Origin of the sequence: Rouxiella sp. Mn2063, from assembly GCF_049319665.1 — a bacterium.
In the GTDB taxonomy this organism is placed as follows: domain Bacteria; phylum Pseudomonadota; class Gammaproteobacteria; order Enterobacterales; family Enterobacteriaceae; genus JBMOUD01.
The window spans coordinates 98,118-116,118 of the sequence record NZ_JBMOUD010000004.1 but is presented as its reverse complement, the minus strand read 5'-3'; the positions used below and the strand labels follow the sequence as shown (position 1 = coordinate 116,118).

At 47.7% G+C, this 18,001-nt stretch carries 23 protein-coding genes, 3 tRNA genes and 2 pseudogenes; 19 read left to right on the top strand and 9 right to left on the bottom strand.

What is annotated here, in order from left to right; translation table 11 throughout:
* Nucleotides 1–198 precede the first annotated feature (198 nt).
* Complete coding sequence (locus ACL9RG_RS08055) at nucleotides 199–483, top strand: DUF1435 domain-containing protein (RefSeq protein ID WP_422792080.1); 285 nt, start codon at nucleotides 199–201, stop codon at nucleotides 481–483.
* 105 nt (nucleotides 484–588) lie between these two features.
* On the opposite strand, the gene ACL9RG_RS08050 is transcribed toward ACL9RG_RS08055, so the two are convergent.
* The 4 genes from ACL9RG_RS08050 to rsmC form a co-directional block, all read right to left on the bottom strand.
* Nucleotides 589–675: transfer RNA gene (locus ACL9RG_RS08050), tRNA-Leu, on the bottom strand.
* 57 nt (nucleotides 676–732) lie between these two features.
* Nucleotides 733–819 (bottom strand) — tRNA-Leu (locus ACL9RG_RS08045).
* A 33-nt stretch (nucleotides 820–852) separates the two neighbouring features.
* Nucleotides 853–939, bottom strand: a tRNA-Leu gene (locus tag ACL9RG_RS08040).
* A gap of 402 nt (nucleotides 940–1,341) precedes the next feature.
* Nucleotides 1,342–2,385, bottom strand: a complete 1,044-nt coding sequence (rsmC, locus tag ACL9RG_RS08035; protein ID WP_422792079.1) for a 16S rRNA (guanine(1207)-N(2))-methyltransferase RsmC — start codon at nucleotides 2,383–2,385, stop codon at nucleotides 1,342–1,344.
* A 114-nt stretch (nucleotides 2,386–2,499) separates the two neighbouring features.
* On the opposite strand from rsmC, the gene ACL9RG_RS08030 reads away from it, so the two are divergent.
* Together ACL9RG_RS08030 and rimI are read left to right on the top strand one after the other, a co-directional pair.
* Nucleotides 2,500–2,931, top strand: coding sequence for a DNA polymerase III subunit psi (locus tag ACL9RG_RS08030; protein WP_422792078.1), 432 nt, complete (start codon nucleotides 2,500–2,502; stop codon nucleotides 2,929–2,931).
* Entirely contained in the window at nucleotides 2,882–3,325 is a 444-nt protein-coding gene (gene rimI, locus ACL9RG_RS08025) for a ribosomal protein S18-alanine N-acetyltransferase (RefSeq protein ID WP_422792077.1), read from the top strand. The genes ACL9RG_RS08030 and rimI overlap by 50 nt, the downstream gene beginning before the upstream one ends.
* Nucleotides 3,326–3,413: 88 nt before the next feature.
* Here the strand turns inward: rimI and tsgA are convergent, their stop codons facing one another.
* The gene (gene tsgA, locus ACL9RG_RS08020; protein WP_422792076.1) at nucleotides 3,414–4,592 is read right to left on the bottom strand and encodes an MFS transporter TsgA; all 1,179 of its coding nucleotides are present in this window, start codon (nucleotides 4,590–4,592) and stop codon (nucleotides 3,414–3,416) included.
* Nucleotides 4,593–5,283: 691 nt separating this feature from the next.
* Between tsgA and ACL9RG_RS08015 the strand changes: the two genes are divergently transcribed.
* Genes ACL9RG_RS08015 through ACL9RG_RS07945 form a run of 15 tightly spaced genes read left to right on the top strand, consistent with a single transcriptional unit; the run spans nucleotide 5,284 to nucleotide 15,561 of the window.
* Nucleotides 5,284–5,829, top strand: coding sequence for a phage neck terminator protein (locus tag ACL9RG_RS08015; RefSeq protein ID WP_422792075.1), 546 nt, complete (start codon nucleotides 5,284–5,286; stop codon nucleotides 5,827–5,829).
* A 4-nt stretch (nucleotides 5,830–5,833) separates the two neighbouring features.
* A complete protein-coding gene (locus tag ACL9RG_RS08010) occupies nucleotides 5,834–6,979 on the top strand; it encodes a DUF3383 family protein (protein WP_422792074.1) in 1,146 nt (381 codons plus the stop codon).
* 10 nt (nucleotides 6,980–6,989) lie between these two features.
* Nucleotides 6,990–7,433: a phage structural protein gene (locus ACL9RG_RS08005; protein WP_422792073.1), complete on the top strand. Its 444-nt coding sequence runs from the start codon at nucleotides 6,990–6,992 to the stop codon at nucleotides 7,431–7,433.
* A 3-nt stretch (nucleotides 7,434–7,436) separates the two neighbouring features.
* Nucleotides 7,437–7,862 (top strand): phage tail assembly chaperone, encoded by a 426-nt coding sequence (locus tag ACL9RG_RS08000; protein ID WP_422792072.1) that lies wholly within the window; start codon nucleotides 7,437–7,439, stop codon nucleotides 7,860–7,862.
* A gap of 35 nt (nucleotides 7,863–7,897) precedes the next feature.
* Nucleotides 7,898–8,050, top strand: coding sequence for a DUF6889 family protein (locus ACL9RG_RS07995; RefSeq protein ID WP_422792346.1), 153 nt, complete (start codon nucleotides 7,898–7,900; stop codon nucleotides 8,048–8,050).
* Nucleotides 8,040–9,320 carry a hypothetical protein gene (locus ACL9RG_RS07990; RefSeq protein WP_422792071.1) on the top strand — a complete coding sequence of 427 codons (1,281 nt, stop codon included), beginning with the start codon at nucleotides 8,040–8,042 and terminating at the stop codon, nucleotides 9,318–9,320. The genes ACL9RG_RS07995 and ACL9RG_RS07990 overlap by 11 nt, the downstream gene beginning before the upstream one ends.
* Entirely contained in the window at nucleotides 9,320–9,886 is a 567-nt protein-coding gene (locus tag ACL9RG_RS07985; RefSeq protein ID WP_422792070.1) for a phage baseplate protein, read from the top strand. The genes ACL9RG_RS07990 and ACL9RG_RS07985 overlap by 1 nt, the downstream gene beginning before the upstream one ends.
* A gap of 14 nt (nucleotides 9,887–9,900) precedes the next feature.
* Nucleotides 9,901–10,206 carry a phage baseplate plug family protein gene (locus ACL9RG_RS07980; protein ID WP_422792069.1) on the top strand — a complete coding sequence of 102 codons (306 nt, stop codon included), beginning with the start codon at nucleotides 9,901–9,903 and terminating at the stop codon, nucleotides 10,204–10,206.
* A 50-nt stretch (nucleotides 10,207–10,256) separates the two neighbouring features.
* Nucleotides 10,257–11,414: a hypothetical protein gene (locus tag ACL9RG_RS07975; RefSeq protein ID WP_422792068.1), complete on the top strand. Its 1,158-nt coding sequence runs from the start codon at nucleotides 10,257–10,259 to the stop codon at nucleotides 11,412–11,414.
* A gap of 57 nt (nucleotides 11,415–11,471) precedes the next feature.
* A complete protein-coding gene (locus ACL9RG_RS07970) occupies nucleotides 11,472–12,197 on the top strand; it encodes a Gp138 family membrane-puncturing spike protein (protein WP_422792067.1) in 726 nt (241 codons plus the stop codon).
* The gene (locus ACL9RG_RS07965; protein ID WP_422792066.1) at nucleotides 12,194–12,547 is read left to right on the top strand and encodes a hypothetical protein; all 354 of its coding nucleotides are present in this window, start codon (nucleotides 12,194–12,196) and stop codon (nucleotides 12,545–12,547) included. The genes ACL9RG_RS07970 and ACL9RG_RS07965 overlap by 4 nt, the downstream gene beginning before the upstream one ends.
* Nucleotides 12,544–13,740, top strand: a complete 1,197-nt coding sequence (locus tag ACL9RG_RS07960) for a baseplate J/gp47 family protein (RefSeq protein ID WP_422792345.1) — start codon at nucleotides 12,544–12,546, stop codon at nucleotides 13,738–13,740. Before ACL9RG_RS07965 ends, ACL9RG_RS07960 begins: the two co-directional genes overlap by 4 nt.
* Nucleotides 13,740–14,405 carry a DUF2612 domain-containing protein gene (locus ACL9RG_RS07955; protein ID WP_422792065.1) on the top strand — a complete coding sequence of 222 codons (666 nt, stop codon included), beginning with the start codon at nucleotides 13,740–13,742 and terminating at the stop codon, nucleotides 14,403–14,405. Before ACL9RG_RS07960 ends, ACL9RG_RS07955 begins: the two co-directional genes overlap by 1 nt.
* Nucleotides 14,405–15,145 (top strand): gp53-like domain-containing protein, encoded by a 741-nt coding sequence (locus ACL9RG_RS07950; RefSeq protein WP_422792064.1) that lies wholly within the window; start codon nucleotides 14,405–14,407, stop codon nucleotides 15,143–15,145. The genes ACL9RG_RS07955 and ACL9RG_RS07950 overlap by 1 nt, the downstream gene beginning before the upstream one ends.
* A 2-nt stretch (nucleotides 15,146–15,147) precedes the next feature.
* On the top strand, nucleotides 15,148–15,561 hold the full coding sequence (locus ACL9RG_RS07945; RefSeq protein WP_422792063.1) for a tail fiber assembly protein: 414 nt from the start codon (nucleotides 15,148–15,150) through the stop codon (nucleotides 15,559–15,561).
* Here ACL9RG_RS07945 and ACL9RG_RS07940 read toward each other — a convergent pair.
* The 3 genes and pseudogenes from ACL9RG_RS07940 to ACL9RG_RS07930 all read right to left on the bottom strand — a co-directional run.
* Nucleotides 15,558–16,154 (bottom strand): tail fiber assembly protein, encoded by a 597-nt coding sequence (locus ACL9RG_RS07940; RefSeq protein WP_422792062.1) that lies wholly within the window; start codon nucleotides 16,152–16,154, stop codon nucleotides 15,558–15,560. The genes ACL9RG_RS07945 and ACL9RG_RS07940 overlap by 4 nt on opposite strands.
* Nucleotides 16,154–16,237 (bottom strand): annotated as a pseudogene (locus tag ACL9RG_RS07935) (integrase); the annotation flags it as partial. The pseudogene ACL9RG_RS07935 and the gene ACL9RG_RS07940, both read right to left, overlap by 1 nt.
* A 276-nt stretch (nucleotides 16,238–16,513) precedes the next feature.
* Nucleotides 16,514–16,645 (bottom strand): annotated as a pseudogene (locus tag ACL9RG_RS07930) (phage tail protein); the annotation flags it as partial.
* Between the two features lie 60 nt (nucleotides 16,646–16,705).
* Here ACL9RG_RS07930 and ACL9RG_RS07925 point away from each other — a divergent pair.
* Entirely contained in the window at nucleotides 16,706–17,305 is a 600-nt protein-coding gene (locus ACL9RG_RS07925) for a recombinase family protein (protein WP_422792061.1), read from the top strand.
* Between the two features lie 265 nt (nucleotides 17,306–17,570).
* Here the strand turns inward: ACL9RG_RS07925 and ACL9RG_RS07920 are convergent, their stop codons facing one another.
* Nucleotides 17,571–17,936, bottom strand: coding sequence for a nuclear transport factor 2 family protein (locus tag ACL9RG_RS07920; protein ID WP_422792060.1), 366 nt, complete (start codon nucleotides 17,934–17,936; stop codon nucleotides 17,571–17,573).
* Nucleotides 17,937–18,001 lie beyond the last annotated feature (65 nt).

Below are 18,001 nucleotides of genomic sequence, written 5' to 3'. Positions count from 1 at the left end.
TGTTTTTTCATCGACAGGCCATGAATTACACCTCAAAAAGCCACATTCTCCCTGCTGATTTTTATCTAGTTAATTGATATTAAAGACAAAATAGTGACATCGAATTCGCGATATGGATTTATGCTGAAAATAATGCGTAATGAGAAAAGCTATTATATGATATTGGTTATCATTATCGTTTTTGGGTGGGGTAACAACATGATTGCAGCGATGGTTACAGCATGTGGTTTATGGGGAGTCAGCTGGTGTTTAGGTAAGCGCCTTGCCAGTGCCTGGGGCGTATTGTTGCCTTGTGCATTGCTGCCATTCCTGGCGTTGGCGAATCTTAGCCTTGGTCAACTGCGCGTCTTGGTGATCGTTTCTATGCTGGCAACATTGCTGATGTTGTTTAACAGCAAACTCAGACATTATGTGTTGTTGCCTTCATTTATGGCGCTGGCAGGTGGGATTGCGGCGGTATCGGTTAACTTTAATTTGATGTAATTAATGACAACTTTGTCCTGCTGATCACAACAGCAGCAGACAGGATGCTTAAAAAGGATATATCGGTGTGGGATTCTACAAACTGAAGACGTGGAAAGAATCATGTGGTGCGAAGAGAGGGACTTGAACCCTCACGTCCGTAAGAACACTAACACCTGAAGCTAGCGCGTCTACCAATTCCGCCACCTTCGCACAGATGATTTCTTTCTTATTGCGTTGATTTTACTACGTCGATTTATATCACCAGCTTGGTGCGAAGGGAGGGACTTGAACCCTCACGTCCGTAAGAACACTAACACCTGAAGCTAGCGCGTCTACCAATTCCGCCACCATCGCATTGTGCTGTGCAATATAAATCTCGTGATTGTTTGGTGCGAAGAGAGGGACTTGAACCCTCACGTCCGTAAGGACACTAACACCTGAAGCTAGCGCGTCTACCAATTCCGCCACCTTCGCATTCCATGACTTATTCGTGAACATTTTATGTTACGACTAAGACAACCACGGAGCCGAATTCTAGAGGTTTTAACCCTAGCGTCAATACTTATTTAGGCTATTGCTGGCGTTTGGCGTAAAAAGCAGCAGATTTCTTTCATTTAGGGGCTTAGCGAGGAAAAAACGATATTGATGAGCTTGGATGCAGTTGACCTTGGATGTCGTTGACCTTGGATATTGTCGTGCGGTGACAACATTGTGCCAATCTTTGGCACAATGTTGTCATTAATTACAGGAGAACATCGCCGCGCTTGATGTCTCCCTGAGTGAAGCCGAAATCGCGGCGATAGAAGCGCTTTATCCTCCGGAGCCGCAGCTTTGGAACACTATCAGCCCGAGATGATAACGCTGTTAGATACCTAATTAGCGTTTCTTCTTAGGATCACGTGGTGGACGGCCACGAGTCGCCTGATAGACCTTAAAGCGTCCATTCTGTGCCAGCACTTCGTGGCTGCCGAAAGCGGCATCCAGCAACGTTGCGTAAGGCAGGAAAGCGTTAGCCACGATACGCAATTGCCCACCGATATTTAGATGGTTAACCGCACCGCGGATCAGCATTTCTGCGGCGTGCAAGCTGGTTTGCAGCCCTTCGTGGAACGGCGGGTTGGAGATAATCAGGTCAAAGCGGCCTTTAATGTCGGAATAGACGTTACTGGCAATCACTTCCCCTTGCAGGCCGTTGGCTTCCAGCGTTGCACGGCTGGCTTCCAGTGCCGCAGCACTGACATCACTCAGCGTGACCTTCATTTTCGGCGAATAGGTGGCCAGTACCGAAGCCAACACGCCGGAACCGCAGGCGATATCCAGCACTTTGCCTTTAATCGGCTCTTCAAAGGTATTGATCAACAGCAGACTGCCGCTATCCAATCCGTCTTGGCTGAATACGCCCGGCAGGGTTTTGATGGTCACCTCTTCCACCATGTAATCTTGCCACCAGCCTTCTGGGTCAAACTCTGGCTGTTTCTCTAAGCGCCCGTGATATAAACCACAGCGGCGGGCGCTATCGACTTTGCTCAGTTCGCACAGGCCTTCGAGGATAGTTTCCGCGCTGCGTACGCCGCTGCGGTTTTCTCCGATTACGAAAACATCGATGCCGACTGGCAACTGCGACAGCAGATTAAACAGCTGGAATTTGGCTTCCTGTTTGCTCTTCGGCCAGTAATAAATCAGCAGATCGCTTGGCGAGATAAACTCGGCATCAGCCAACAGGCTGAACTGCACGTTCTCTTGCAGAGATTTGTCCAGCATCTGCCAATGGTGATATTGGTTGGTGTGAACCCGTACTTCTTCAGCATCAAAGTCGGTTGGCAGGTCATCTTGCAGGTCGCCGGCAAACAGCACGCGACGGCCGGTAAATTCGTCAGTATGGCGCAGTAATACTTCGCTGGCCGGGGTTAATGCAGACATCAGTTTCTGGCTCCTCAGGAATATGACTCGGGATTATAGAGGTTTATTGGCGCGCGTTCGATGTGTTTGCTAGCATAGCGCCGCATAAGGGGTCGATAACAGGCAGGAAAAGAGATGGCAACAAGGCGTGACTGGCTGTTACAGCAATTGGGAATTACCCAGTGGACGCTGCGCAGACCGACGGTTTTACTGGGGGAAGTGGCGGTAAGTCTGCCGGAAGATACCCGGTTATTGATCGTTGCCGATGTGCCGCCGTTGGCTGACGATCCTTTGATTAATGATGTGATTCGCAGCCTCGACCTTGCCACGCAACAGGTCATGTACCTGACGCCGGAACAAGTCACTATGTTGCCAGCCGATCTGCGCTGCAACACCTGGCGATTGGGCATCAGCGAACCTTTGGCGCTCGCGGGTTCTCAGTTATCCAGCCCGGCTTTAGCCGAGCTTTATCAAGACGCCAGCGCCAAACGGGCGCTATGGCAGCAGATTTGTGAAAATGAACAACATTTCTACCCTGAATCCCGCCGATCTGGCTCGCGCGTTTGAAATAGAACAAGCCAGTCACGCTTTCCCGTGGACGGAAAAGACTCTCGCCAGCAATCAAGGCGACCGCTATTTAAATCTTAAGCTGGAACATCAAGGGAAGATGGCAGGATTTGCCATTGTGCAAATCGTCCTTGATGAAGCCACGTTATTTAATATCGCGGTTGATCCGGCGTTTCAGCGCAAAGGATTAGGCCGCGAGCTGCTGCAATCGATTATCGAACAGCTAGCACCGCGTAATGTCTTTACGCTGTGGCTGGAAGTTCGTGCTTCCAATCGCGGCGCTATTGCGTTGTACGACAGTTTTGGCTTTAACGAAGTCTCTATCCGCCGCAATTACTATCCCGCCGCGCAAGGCCGCGAAGATGCCATTATTATGGCGCTGCCGCTGGGTTGATAGGAATTCATTCGTGCAAAAGAAAAGGGCATAAAGCGAACTTTATGCCCTGTTACGTAATGCGTTAAACGCGGTCAATCAAACGTATTTAATGATGGCCGTGGCTGCGATGTCTGGTTACAAAGCCCAGCAGTAAAGTCATCACGAACACCACCAGATAAAGGCCATTCGCGGTGCTTAGAGCCGCGTGTGCGCCAGATTTTGCCACGATTGGTCCAGTGACCACGAAGGTCAACATAGTACCGACAGTGCCGCAAGTCAGAATAAAGTTGACCAGTTTTGGCGAAGAGACTTTAGTCTGCAGCGAGCCCAGTGTGATGATAGTGGTATAAATCGCGCTAGAGACGAAGCCCAAGCCCAGAATGAAGTAAGTCAGGTGCGCTGGATTGTCAGTAGAGACAAACAGGTACATAGCCACGGTCGCCAAACCTGCCAATACAGTCACGATGCGTTGCAGGTCGAAGAAGCGCAGCACGAAGCTGAATACCCACATACCGACCATATAAGAGGTCCAGAAATCGCTGACCAGCTTACCGGCCTGATTGATATCCATGTTAAAGGTCTTGGTAACGTATTCTGGAACCCACTGAATAAAGCCCAACTGACCAAGGATATAGCAGCCTGCAGCGATGGACAGGAACAGCACGCCAACGCCCCATTTTTCTTTTGCGACGGGTTCGCCTTTGGCAGCGTTTTTCTTACCCAGGGCAGGGAAGTCGCTGAACAACGTTAGGACAAAGATCGCCACATACAGCAGGCCGATACAGGCATAAACCCAGTACCAACCGATCTGACGGGCTAGCAATATCCCGGCGATAATTGGGAAAATCATCCCCGCCATGCTGAAGAAAGAGTCGGTAAACAGCAAACGTGAACCGCGCTGACGTCCTTCGTACAGGTGAGTAATCAGGAAGGTACCGATAGACATAGTAATACCGCTGACAATCCCCAGAATGAACATACACAGGGAGAATACGGTAATGCTGTGGCTAGTCATCAAGCCTGCTACGGCTAATACCATCAAAATAAAGCCGAAAATCAGCTGACGTTTTAACGGTACGATTTCCATCAGCCAAGCGTTTAAGAAAATCGCCAGCAAAATACCGGTATTCAGAAAGGTAAAGGTATTACTCATGCTGGAAATAGGCAGATCGAAATATTTTGCGATATCGCCCATTACCATCCCGGTGACGATCACCAGAGCGCCGGTTAAAGCGTAAGAGAAAAAGCTGATCCAAGTGAGCATCAAGCGATTGCTGTTATTCATTCAGGAGTTGCCTTGTTGAATAGTGTGGATTGTGGCCCGCGTAGTTGAAAAGTCGTGTAGCCATAAACAGGCGCGGAAATGTTTCTAGCGCGATGCTGTGTTACACAATAATAAAAGGCGGATACTATCATAGGCTCCAGCCAGTTTTGTGATTCGGCGCATATTTCTAATGCAAAATGTAAAGCTATGCAAAATTTTTGTGTGAGAAACTTCAAGGAAATGATGTAAAGCAAGCGTTTTCGTTGCAGCGATAAGTGATGAACCGCCAAATCTCTCTTTTCTCTGTGTGTCGAACGGTCGCTATCTTCAACTCATTGTCGACGTACTGGTACTAAAGAAGCGAAATGAAGAAAGCGTAAAAAAGAATAAAAAAAGTGCTTGCGAAAGTGAATAAACTCGGATAGCTTTAATCCCAAGCTGGGTAATTAATACCTAAGCCAAAAAAACCTCGGCATCCGCCGAGGTTTTTTCGTTTCTAAGGCCGCCAATTTGGTGGCCTTTTGTGTTTTTGGATCCTGCTCGCTATGCGGCCTGATCATCACGCCGTTATTTTCTAGCGGCTCATCGTATCAACATCTAACTGACCACTCCTATTTATTCGACAACGACGTTCATTCGAGCGCCGTTCCCTGAGTGCGTTCGTTCATCGTCATCTATTCAAACACTTCACCTTTAAACGGGAGGTAAAACTGTGGGTAACGATACCACTACAGCAGGCTGGCTGACGCCAACGAGCGTACCGCCGGACAATGATCAAACGCTCGAAAAAAAGCTCACACAATGGATTCAAGGCGTATCCGGGCTGGAAGAGGGAAAGGTGGTACCACGATGGTCTGCCACTGCGCCATCACCATTTCCTGCGAATACCAACGGGTGCGCATTCGAGGTGGTTTCTATTAACGATGAAGGCTATCCGGCCTTCGAAAACCAAACCGATGACTCTGCAGAAATGTGGCGTTATCAGCAAATTGAGTGCATGACGTCTTTCTTCGGACCAGACAGCCAAAGCATTGGCTCACAGTTTCGTGATGGGCTGAATATCTCTCAAAACAACGCTGAACTTAACCGACTCTCTCTGAGTTTAGGTGAATTTACAGCACTGATTTCGGCCGTTGAACTGGGTGACGACCCTGCAATACGCCGTTATGACATGACCATTTATTTGCGTCGCAAGCTGATCCGCACTTACGGGGTCAAATCCATTCTTTCTGCATCAGTTTCCTATTTTGGAGAGTAAAACTATGTCACAGGGCTTACCTGTTTCTAATGTCGTGAAGGTTGATGTCATCATGTCACCTAAAGCGGCCACTGGGCGCAATTTTGGCGCGTTACTTATTCTGGGTTCATCTGCGGTTATTCCATTGACTGAGCGCATTCGCCTCTATAGTTCAGCGGCAGATATTGGTACCGATTTTGGTATCGCCAGTGAAGAGTATAAAGCCGCAAGCGTCTTCTTCTCACAATCACCTGCGCCATCACAGGTCTACGTTGGCCGCTGGGCGAAAACCCTGGCCAGTGGCGAAGAAGGCAAAGTGGAAACGCTGCTTGAGGCGGTTAATGCGGTATTGCAATACAACAGCTGGTACGGATTGGGCATTGCCGATTCTGAAACGGTATCCGATGCCGATGTACTTATCGTTGCTGCTGCTATTGAGGCGGCAAGTTCTAGCCGTATTCTGGCCGTTACCACGCAAGAGCCAGAAACGCTGCTCGCATCTTCAAGCACCGATCTGGCTGCAAAACTGAAAGCGGGCAAATTTAGCCGTGCTTTTGTGCAATATTCATCGTCTAGCAAATACGCGGCGCTGTCGGCCTTTGGTCGTGCTTTCACCGTTAACTTCAACGGTAATAACACCACCATTACCCTGAAATTCAAACAAGAACCGACTATCACCTACGAAGCGCTGAATACCGCGCAGGCGCAGGCACTAGAAGGTAAAAATGCCAACGTATTCGTTTATTACGCCAACGATACCGCCATTCTTGAGCAAGGTGTGATGGCGAACGGTGACTTCTTCGACGAACGTCACGGCCTGGATTGGTTGCAAAACTATGTGCAGACCAACCTGTTCAATCTGCTTTATACCAGCACCAGCAAGATCCCTCAGACCGAAGCCGGTATTACTCGTTTGCTGACTAATGTTGAGCAATCGCTGGATCAAGCCGTCAGCAACGGTTTAGTCGCGCCGGGTATCTGGGGTGGCACAGCGCTTGGTCAAATCAATACAGGTGACACCTTGACCAAAGGTTATTACGTCTATGCTGCGCTTTTGGCCAGCCAGGCGCAGGCCGATCGTGAAGCTCGTAAAGCACCATTAATTCAGGTTGCCTGCAAACTTGCAGGCGCAGTTCATTACGCAGACGTTCAAATCAACGTTGTTCGCTAAGGTATAAATCATGGGAAATTCTTACTCGTTTTTAGATGTTACGGCTTCAATGATCGGCCCAACTGGCGTGATTGATTTGGGTGCGGGTTCAGCTAATGGCAGCGAAGGTATCACTGTCAGTTTTGCAGGCGCCAAAAACACCATGACTGTCGGCATTGATGGCGAAGGTATGCACAGCCTGAGCACCAATAAATCTGGCACGATCTCCATCAGTTTGCTGAAAACCTCCCCGGTGAACAAAAAGTTATCGCTGGCGTATAACGCGCAAAGCCATTCATCAACGCTATGGGGTAACAACGTGATTGTTATCCGCAACAGCACCTCTGGTGATGTGGTGACGGCTCGTGGTGTTGCATTCCAGAAAGTGCCTGACTTTGCGAATGCGGCCGCTGCTGGCGACGTTGTTTGGACTTTTGACTGCCTGAAACTTGACTCGACGTTGGGAGAGTTCTAATTCATGGAATTTGACATCAAGGGCAATACCTACCGTATTGCCAAATTGAATGTCTTCGACCAGTTCAAAGTTGCCCGTAAATTACTCCCGGTCTTGGCCGGGATGTTAACTGACTTTCAGTCGTTACGTAGTTTGGTCGGTCAGGCAGAGCCTTTTGCCATTATGGAAAAGGTTTTACCCAAGATTGCCCATTCACTGGCAGAACTGAGCGATGACGACGCCAATGCCGTGCTCTTCCCTTGCCTGGCAGTGGCTTCTCGCCAGCATGGGAAAGCCTGGGTGCCGGTATTTCAAAGCGGAGAGCTGGCTTTCGACGATGTGGATATGCTGGGCATGCTGCAAATCGTCGGCCGAGTAGTAGGCGATTCGCTTGGAAATTTTTTGCAAGAACTCCCCGGAGCCGAGACGCCAGCCCAGCCAGCTGCCTGACGCTCGATGTAATGCCGAACGGTGAGGACTATCTGATGTATCCGGTTGATGCCGGGTACATTCCCTATTCGGCGTTGAAGGACGGCTCAGTCGATTTGGCTGATATCGCCCTAATGAATGATTACCTCTATTTAAAAGCGGATAACCAAGCTCGCATAGAGAAGTGGAGAGCTGACAATGAAAGCTGAAATGATGCATGCAGCAATAAGCAAAGAATCTCCCGTTAGCTCTGGATTTCAGCTCAATGAGGATGATGTTCAAAAGATTGAAGGAGCGGTAACGGGAGGCTCTCAAGGCTTGATGAAAATCATGCCCCAGGTTGAGAACGCCGTAAAATTACTCAAGCTTTTTACCAACCAAATGTTCTCAGGTTTTCAGACGTTTTATCGTTTGCCGACACAGGCGAGCGATATTGAATCTGTTGATGATGGGGTTTTGTTACAGACGACAACCCGCCCGCAGGAATCCAGCGTCCAAACTCATGATTCCTCCGGCCATCGTCGTGGTATGGCGAGTCTCTTTACTAATGTTGGCCAGCAGATAGGCGCTCTTCTAGAGCAGCAACCGCAAGCATTGGCACAACAATTAGGAATGGATAGCAACACTGTGAACGAGCCGCCGAGATCAGAATCAAATCGGGCAGTTGATACTATTAATACATTTAGTCCGCCAATTCTCGACAGTACAACACTACCTGCTTCGCATGGTCAGCAGTCGGTTAAAAAAGGCGTGATGCCAAGTCTGGCTAGTGTAATGCAAAACGACAGCGTGAAAATGATCGCGGATTCCCTTGATTACGTGAAGGGTAAATATGGTGGGGGTTTTGTCGATACCATGCGCAAGCTGGTGAAGAATCCTTTCTTGAAACCCCAGCAGGTTATTGCAGGTTCAAACGCTAATGAAGATGGCGATCCAAGGCTGCCAACGGCCGATTTACTCGCCAGCTACAGCGCTGGAACGGCTGAGGTCTCACCGCTGAAGGACGTTATTGCACCCGCTAAACAAAGTATCGCTGCTATCCCTGTCGCAAAGAGTACTCAACGGCTTGATTCCCTCGCTCAAAAGCTGTTGGTGAATTTACAACCTGGCGTCAATAGCCTAAGTCAACTGGTTAATCAGTGGCCTATTGGTGATAGCACTCAGACAATGGAACATGTTGGTGCGATTTCTAAAAGTTTGCAGATAGAACCCAACGCCATTCTTAATTTGAGTAATCCAGGTGCAGTTGCGGGATTAATGGGGGAATTAACGCTGCCAGATACTCGCCGTTATTCTTATGTGCGGGACGCGTCGCTCACCTCAGCCCAACCGGCTGCTGCAACTCATAATCTGAATCAGACCACCACGATTAATGTTTACGGTGCCGCCGAACCGCAGGTTACAGCGAATGAAATTGAGGCCCGACAAACCAATATTCACTCGCGTTTGTCCCAACAATTAGCAGGAGGACCGCGTTAATGGACATACTTTCTGCTTTCATCACCCAGAAGCTAAGTACCAGAAGACAGATAGGGATGATGATTCCTGATGTGGTGACCTCTGAAATACACACAGACACGCTCACGATTACCGATCACCCGGTTGAAAATCTTTCTGTCGCGGGTGGTGTGTATTCGAATATTGCCGATCACGCGTATAAAAACCCGGCGCAAGTCGTCATGAAAATTGGTTTTGCCAGCGGTGGCTCATTGGTCGATTTTTTTGATACGTCATCTTTTATTGAGCCTCTTGGCTTAAGCCCAAAAGAAGCCTATCGGAAACTGATTGAGTTGCAAAATAGCCGCATTCCTTTTGATGTGACGACGGGCAAGCGCCAGTACAGCAATATGTTGATTAGCAGTATTACGGCCACCACGGATACAACGTCAGAAAATGTGCTGAATTGCGATGTGACCTTGCGCGAAGTGATTTTCTCCAAGACACGCAGAATTGATGTGGCTGAAAAATCAGAGATGCAGAGCGGTGTGAGCACCTCTGCTGTGAATGCCGCAGGAACGAAATCTCTCAAGCCACTTAGTCGCTGATATTAGGAATGACTATGAAAATACAGGAAATCCCATTAACACCGGATAATCAGCAGTTCAGTATTGCTCTTGGCAGCCAGAACCTGGGCATCCGTGTTATCTGGCGTGATGATGCTGGTTGGATTTTGGACCTTCTCGATAGCAGCGAGCGTGAGTTGATTAGCGGGATCCCGATGGTGTGTGGTGTCGACCTGCTGGCGCAATATTCATTTCTCGGTATTGAGGGGCAGCTCATTGTAAAAAATGATGATGACGATAATGAGTATCCGACGAAAGAGAACCTTGGTATTCGCAGCCATCTTTATTTTGTGCAGAGTTAACGTCGGAGGTAACGATGACGACTAATTGGATGCGTCGATTTGAGCTTTATTTGACTGATAATCAGGGGCGAGGCATTGCGCTCTCAGATTTCAAAGTTGTTTTTAATATTAACTGGTTTAACGATAAGCTTTCTCGTGTCGCGACCGTCACTATTTATAATCTATCAGTGGAAACCAATAATCGGATAATGGGCAAGGAGTTTGCCAATATCAAAATTCTTGCCGGGTATTCCGGGTTGGCACCACAGCCAGGCAGTAATAGTGGGGTTATCAGGGATGTTGAGTTATCACAGGATATTCCGGTCGATGAAGAAAATTTCGGTGTTATTTATAACGGCGAAATACGTTATACCGCAACGGGAAGGCCAAATGGTAACAACCCGCAAGAAAATATGACCACTCGTTATATTACTATCCAAGCGGTTGATGGGCATAAAGCATTATTATTTAGCACAGTACATAAGACCCTTGCAGCGGGTTATAAACCAGAAGACTTATATTCGCTTGCTTTAGATAATTATCAACCGTTCGGGATTACTCATGGCATAGCACCAAAGATGCCATTAATTAAATTTCCACGCGGCAGGGCAATATATTGCAAAACGGATAAGCTGATGGATAACATCGCTCAGCGTTTGGCGGCAAGCTGGCAAATTGTTGATAACAAAATAACGATGGTGCCTGATGATTGCTATGTCTATCAAGCTATTGAGCTAAACAGCCAGACAGGGCTTATTGGTTCACCACAGCAAACATTAGGCGCCGGTATTAATGTACGCTGTCTGATTAATCCTAATATTCGTGTTAATGGACTGATCGAAATAAACCAGGCTGCCATTACGCGTGCTCTATATGAGAAAGATCACAGTCAGGATGTTAAAAATCTAGAAGGCCCGATTGTCGATGAGTTTGAAGACGGCAATTGGGTACCGCAGGATAAAATCGGAGATAAAGCAGAGGAAGAGAGAAAGAAAAAAGAGAAAGATAAAAAGAAAAAAGATCAGCCGCCTCCGATCGTGTATCCCGCCAGTATTGCGGCTGATGGTGTCTATGTCGTGCAATCCATTACTTATAACGGTGATACGCGCGGAACCAACTGGTATATGGATTTGATGTGCATAGCGAGTGGTTCGGCAAAATTATTAGACTCAATGCAAACGAATCAAAAACTCGTCGATGCAATAGATAAGCGTGACGGCACGCTCTGACAGCTTGATCTGATGATCTTAATCACCCGCTAATGCGGGTTTTTTTATGGAGTTTTTATGCCAATTCCTCTTTCTTCTCAGATAGGTGATGTGTCGCAGTCGATAGAGGCTGCGGTGAATAATCTGTCTTCGGTCATGAGAGTGGCGATGCCGGGGATTATTGACTCTTTTAATCCCGTTGCGGTGACTTGCTCTGTGCGTCCAGCCATCAAAGGCGTGATGAGCGATAAAGATGGCCAGTCGCAATCGACCGAATTGCCATTATTAGTTGACGTGCCGGTGGTTTTTCCTCGCGGTGGCGGCTGTACGCTCACTTTTCCGGTACAACCTGGCGATGAGTGTTTGCTGGTCTTTGCCGACCGTTGCATTGATTTCTGGTGGCAAAGTAGCGGGGTGCAGGAGCCGGTTGACCCGCGTCAACATGATTTATCGGATGCCTTCGCTATTCTTGGCCCGCAGTCGCAGCCTAAGAAAGTCGGCAATATCAGCACCCACTCGACCCAGTTGCGCACTGATGATGGTGCCGCATTTATTGAACTCACGCCGGCTAGCCATGCAGTAAATGTAGTGACCTCTGGCGATTTGAGTGCACAGGCATCGGGCAGTGTCACCATTACTTCACCCACTATTACTCTAAATGGCAGCGTAACCATTAACGGTACCACGGCAATATCTGGCCCGGTAACGGTTACCCAAGACGTGACTGCCGGAGGTAAGAGCCTGATCAATCATGTTCACGGTGGCGTAATGGGTGGGCCGGGGACGACAGGAAAACCATTATGAGATATCGACGCGAAGATGACGGGGGCGATTACACCTTTGGGCAGGGTGATAATACCTTTCTGATTAACTCTCCAGAAGCGGTAGCCCAAGCGATAAAAACCCGCTTTGAACTGTGGCGAGGCCAGTGGTTTCTCGATATGACCACCGGGGTACCTTGGATTCAATCGGTACTGGGTAAACAGCATCCAGATACTTATAACTTATTTATTCGTCAGTACATCCTCAAAACCCAGGGGGTGAATTCTATCCTCTCTTTTGACAGCAACATTAACAGTGCCACCCGGCGCGTGACGTTCACGGCGACCATTGACACTGTCTACGGAACTACGACCTTCACAAGCGAGGCATAATGCTCAATCTTGATACGCTAGGGCTGTCCGCCGCCGTGACAGCCTCCGGGATCCGTGCGCCCGATTATCAGACAATACTGGCCGGACTCACGGAATATTTTCAGCAAATTTATGGTTCTGATGCTTATCTCGAACCAGACAGCAAAGACGGTCAAATGCTGGCGCTTTATGCGCTGGGGATCCACGATGCCAATAATATGGCCATCCAGGTATATAACTCATTTTCACCGGCCACCGGTATAGGTAATGGCCTGTCCAGCAATGTGAAAATTAACGGCATCTCTCGCACGGCGGCCAATAATTCGACGGTCGATTTACGCATTACTGGTGCTATTGGTACCACCATTACTAATGGCTCAGTACGCGATGCTAATAATATGGTTTGGCGTCTGCCTGACAGCGTCACTATTGGTACTGATGGTAACGTTATGGCAACCGCAACCTGCACAACATCGGGGGCTGTTGCGGCACTTCCTGATAGCATTACGCAAATTAATACGCCGACGATGGGGTGGGTCAAGGTTACCAATCCAAGTAACGCGACGGTTGGTGCGGCAGTCGAAAGTGATACCGAGCTACGTTTGCGTCAGGCGCAGAGCGTTGCTTTGGCCTCTGTCACGCCTTTCGATGCGCTTGATGGCGCTATTGCCAATATTGCTGGTGTTACTCGCCATAAACTCTATGAAAACGATACGGGTTCTGTCGACATTAATGGCCTGCCAGCGCATTCGATTACTGCCATTATCGACGGCGGTGACGTTAATGAAATTGTTGGTGTTATCGAACGTAAGAAAGGACAGGGCGTAGCGACCAACGGCAGCACGATGGTGGTGGTCGATGATAAATACGGTAATCCGCATCCTATCCGCTTCTCTCGACCTATTAGTGTGCCTATTTATATCAGTCTGGAGCTTAGGGCTTTCAACGGATACACCACGCAAATTGGCGCAGAAATACGCCAAGCAGTAGCTGATTACATTAATAACCTGGGTATTGGACAAGCGGTGCTACTCAGCCGTGTTTATTCCCCAGCGAATATCGGGGTTGTCAGCGGCGGGGACAGCAAATATTACGATATTCATTCGTTACAGATTGGTTTGTCGGCTGCGACCGTCACCACGGCCAATATTAATCTGACTTACGATCAACTTGCTACCTGTGACGTAAGCAATATCGCGATAACGGTGACGTGATGAGTAAATATACCGACTTAATCACCAACTACCACGTTAGCAAACCTAAATTCCTGGCTCATGTCGACCTTGTAACCCGTTCCTTGACTGATACTTCAGCCTCGCTTCTTGGCCTGATCGACAATTTTGATATCGATCGGGCGGAAGGCGTGCAGCTGGATATTCTCGGTAAATGGATTGGCCGCACCCGTGTAGTGAGTGAGCCCATTTCAGGCATCTATTTTTCTTACGATGCTGACGGGTTGGGATTTGATCAAGGTGTTTGGCAAGGCCCGTTTGACCCTGATGCGGGATTTACCAACCTAAGCGATGAAGTTTATCGCGTGGTGCTCAAAGCCAAAATTGCGATTAACCGCTGGAATGGGCAAAACGAAAGTCTTCCAGACATCTTAGAGCATGCATTAGCAGGCTCGGGGCTGACGATGCAGATTGTCGACAACCAAGATATGACGGTTTCTCTGTGGGTCTTTGCACCAAACGGCATGGAAAGCGTGTCTCTCGAACTTTTGGCAGCCATTCGCCAGGGATATTTAACGGTAAAAGCCGCTGGGGTGTACTCCGGTGAGATTTTAACGCCATCAGCAGGAAGCCATTTCTTTGGCTTTGATATTGAAAACGACTATATAGCCGGTTTTGACAACGGCGCATGGGGAGTAAATCTATAATGGCAGTGAATAATTTTAAACCCTTTGGCGTTGGCAAAGCGGCTAACGTCAGCACGCAAGCCGATTACGAAGCCTTGCCTGCGCTGGACTCTGGTTTCAGTGCGGGTAAAGCTTCGTCGGCACAAATCAACAAGGCACTGCGCCAAGGCACGGTAATGTCATCAGTGCTGGCACAATTTATCGCGAATTTAAGCGGTAAAGATGTGCTAGATGACGGCAATACTCAGGCTGTTCTAAACAACCTGATTGCTGCCTTAAAAGCCAACGGATCGAAGGATTTTTTGCAAGCGGCAAACAGCCTGGCAGAGATTAAAGCCGCTGGCCCCGATGCTGTTGCAAATGCTCTCGCAAACCTTAGTTTGGGGGAGGCAGCGAAACGAGGGGTAGGGACGGGAGTTGGACAGCTCCCAGACATGGGGATGTTTTCATTGAGTGCAGGGAATAATGGATTTCAGAAGTTACCCTCAGGTCTTATTGTCCAGTGGGCAACGGGAGGAAGTGATGCAAATGGAGTAATGACGCTCACATTACCTATGTCATTCCCTACAGCGGTTGTTGGTGGAATTGCTAACGAGGCATATCCGTCAGGATGGGGGCCCAATAATACGACAGTCTGGTCATTTGATCTTTCACGATCAAATCAATCGGTAGGTGTTGCTCTGGTTAGAAATGTAGATGGCTCACGTGGACCAATTGCAGCTTCAGGAGTTAGTGGGCGTATTTTAGTGTGGGGGTATTAATAATGAATAATATATACTTCAGCAAGTCAACATTCGGTTTTTATAAAAGTGATCTTTATACTAATAAATTGCCAATAGACTCCGTAGAGATTACAGATGAAATATGGCAGTCAATGTTGCAAGGTCAATCACTAGGAAAAATAATCAGTGCAGATGAAAGTGGTCATCCCGTGCTTAAAGACCCGCCATTGCCTACACAGGAATCTGTGATTTTTCAAACTACAATTAAAAAATCCAACCTAATATCTGAAGCTGCAATAGCTATGATGCCATTACAAGATGCAGTTGATCTTGATGTGGCTACTGATGATGAGTTGGCGAAATTAAAGCTTTGGAAAGAATATCGGGTAGCCCTTAATCGTTTGGATATAACCCAGGCCCCCGATATTACCTGGCCTGTATCACCAGATATTTAACTGTTTGGTAATTCAGGCCAATTGATATTATCTGGCGCGCTAACATCAACAACCTTAAGTGCTTTAATATAAGCCAGCCAAGCTATCAGGCTGGCTTTATCCTCATCGTTGATGATCCCCAGTTGTAACTCTGTTTGCCATAGACTAATTGTTGCCTGAGCATCTTGCAGAAGATGAGATCTTTGCTTTTCAGCAATGGTTACATTCGCTACGAGTTGCGCATTTACATCAGTAATCCATTGGTTTCCATCCCATTTATCATAGGGAGTTTTGGGGGCTATTGTCGTTGTGCCACTTGGGTATTCACCTAGCTCGTTTAAGACCATTTCAACACGAGTTGATGTACTATATACTTTCTCATCTCGGTGATCAGCAATATACTCCCATTTATCTCCGTTTCTAATAATAGCAAATCCATCTTTATTTTCCGGTGCAGGTTCAATATAACTATTATTGGGTATTCCTTGCCCTTCCGCACAAAATTCATCATAATTTCCAATATATTCAAAATCCTTAACAACATAACATTTCACATATCCACTTTCAGTAGCAAAGCCATGTTCATTCAATGTGATGTATTTTTCACTTGGCATTATGCAGCCCTCAAAATGTAATTAAATGAAATATTTCTCGGGCGATTCTCATTTGCCGTTGGAACCATGTTTGATGCCGAGAAATCTATATTTCTATACCATAATTTCCCGGAGGTACTGGTTGTCCATTTACAGTCATCAAGTCCACGGTTGCTAAATACACCGCTAGTTGCACCACTCATATTGTCCATTACAAATGCAACATTATATATTGAGCCATTAAGATTTCTAATTGCATCACCTTGTGCTGAGTACAACACCCTTCCTGAGTCCACTCCACGACCATTATCCCATCCACGAATAAACTCCCCTCTTAAATCAGGGAGAATGCCGGATGGATATACTAGCGCCAATTTAGGGTATTGGGCCTTATCGAATATCGCCCCATTACAGTTAAACCATCCGGATGGAGGTGTGGCTAGTGGGTATGGCACAGGAACACCAACCGGTAATACTGAGCCATCCCCCAAACCAAGGTTTAAAAGACTCATTAATTCCTTCCCCCTTCTCTTAAGTGGCACACTTGCGCTTTTTACTTAAGGGGAAAAAGTGTGTTAATTGGCTATGTTCGTGTGTCAACAAATGACCAAAATACCGATTTGCAGCGACAAGCACTGATCTGTGCAGGATGTGAGCAGATTTTTGACGATAAAATAAGCGGGAAGTCGACTGAGCGACCGGGTTTAAAGCGAGCTATTAAGCATCTTAAAAAAGGGGATTCTTTGGTGGTTTGGAAATTAGATCGCCTTGGCCGCAGCGTTCGCCATCTGATTACTTTGGTTGAAGAGCTTAAATCTAAAGGCGTTCATTTTCGTAGCCTCACGGACAGTATCGATACGGGGACGGCAATGGGGCGCTTTTTCTTTCATATCATGAGTGCGCTGGCAGAGATGGAACGTGAGTTGATTGTCGAACGTACTTTGGCTGGTCTTGCAGCGGCAAGAGCAGAAGGGCGCATCGGTGGCCGCAAGCGAATAATGACCGAGGAAATAGTGGCTCGAGCCCGGCGAATGTTTATCAATGGCGCCACATTGCAGCAGGTCTCTTTGGTGCTCGAGGTCTCGCCAAAAACGATATATAAGTACATTCCGGGCTCTGAGCAGCAAATACTCAAGCTTTCGCAACCACAGAGCCAACCCCTTTCCCAATAATTCCCGCCCTCAAGTGTACTAAATACAGCTTATCTTCTGAGAAGATGAGCTGAAATTGCCCTTTACGTATCATATCGACCAGCTCAATTCCTGCCAGAATAGCTGGTGCCAGCTGGAGCGATTTGAATCCCGTCACCCATTTTTTCCGGAGATTGATGCTCAGGCAACATCACAAAAAATTAGCGTGTTACCTGACACCATATTAATACGACAGAGTCTCCTCGCTCGTCGTTCCAGTGGAGCGAAATCAGATAATTCGGTTGTTTCAGGTGGGATCGGTATCGAGAAATACGTACAGTGCCGCTATCTTTCCATCGCGAACTATGATGACATCCCAACCGGTGTAATCAGGTGACTCACCGCGTGGACCAGAGCCCCAAGCCAGGCGACCGGCATTGTGGAGCGCCTGAGGCTTACTGTGTGGGGTGTACACGAAGTGCGGATGCATAGCGCGAAGATCTCCGGCAAATTTATCCAGTGCGTCGTACCCGACAAGTACGCCTGGGGGGACATAGATCATACAATCCTCGGTATAAAGCTCCTTTATTGCTTCACGGCGGCGTGAGGCATCGCCTTCACCAAAAACTTCCTGAAGATTGCGAAGCAGCAGTTCATTGATGCGATCACTCATTATTTTTTCCTTAGTGATTAACTATTTAGCTGATTCTGGGACCTGAGCATCTCTCGCATCCAGTG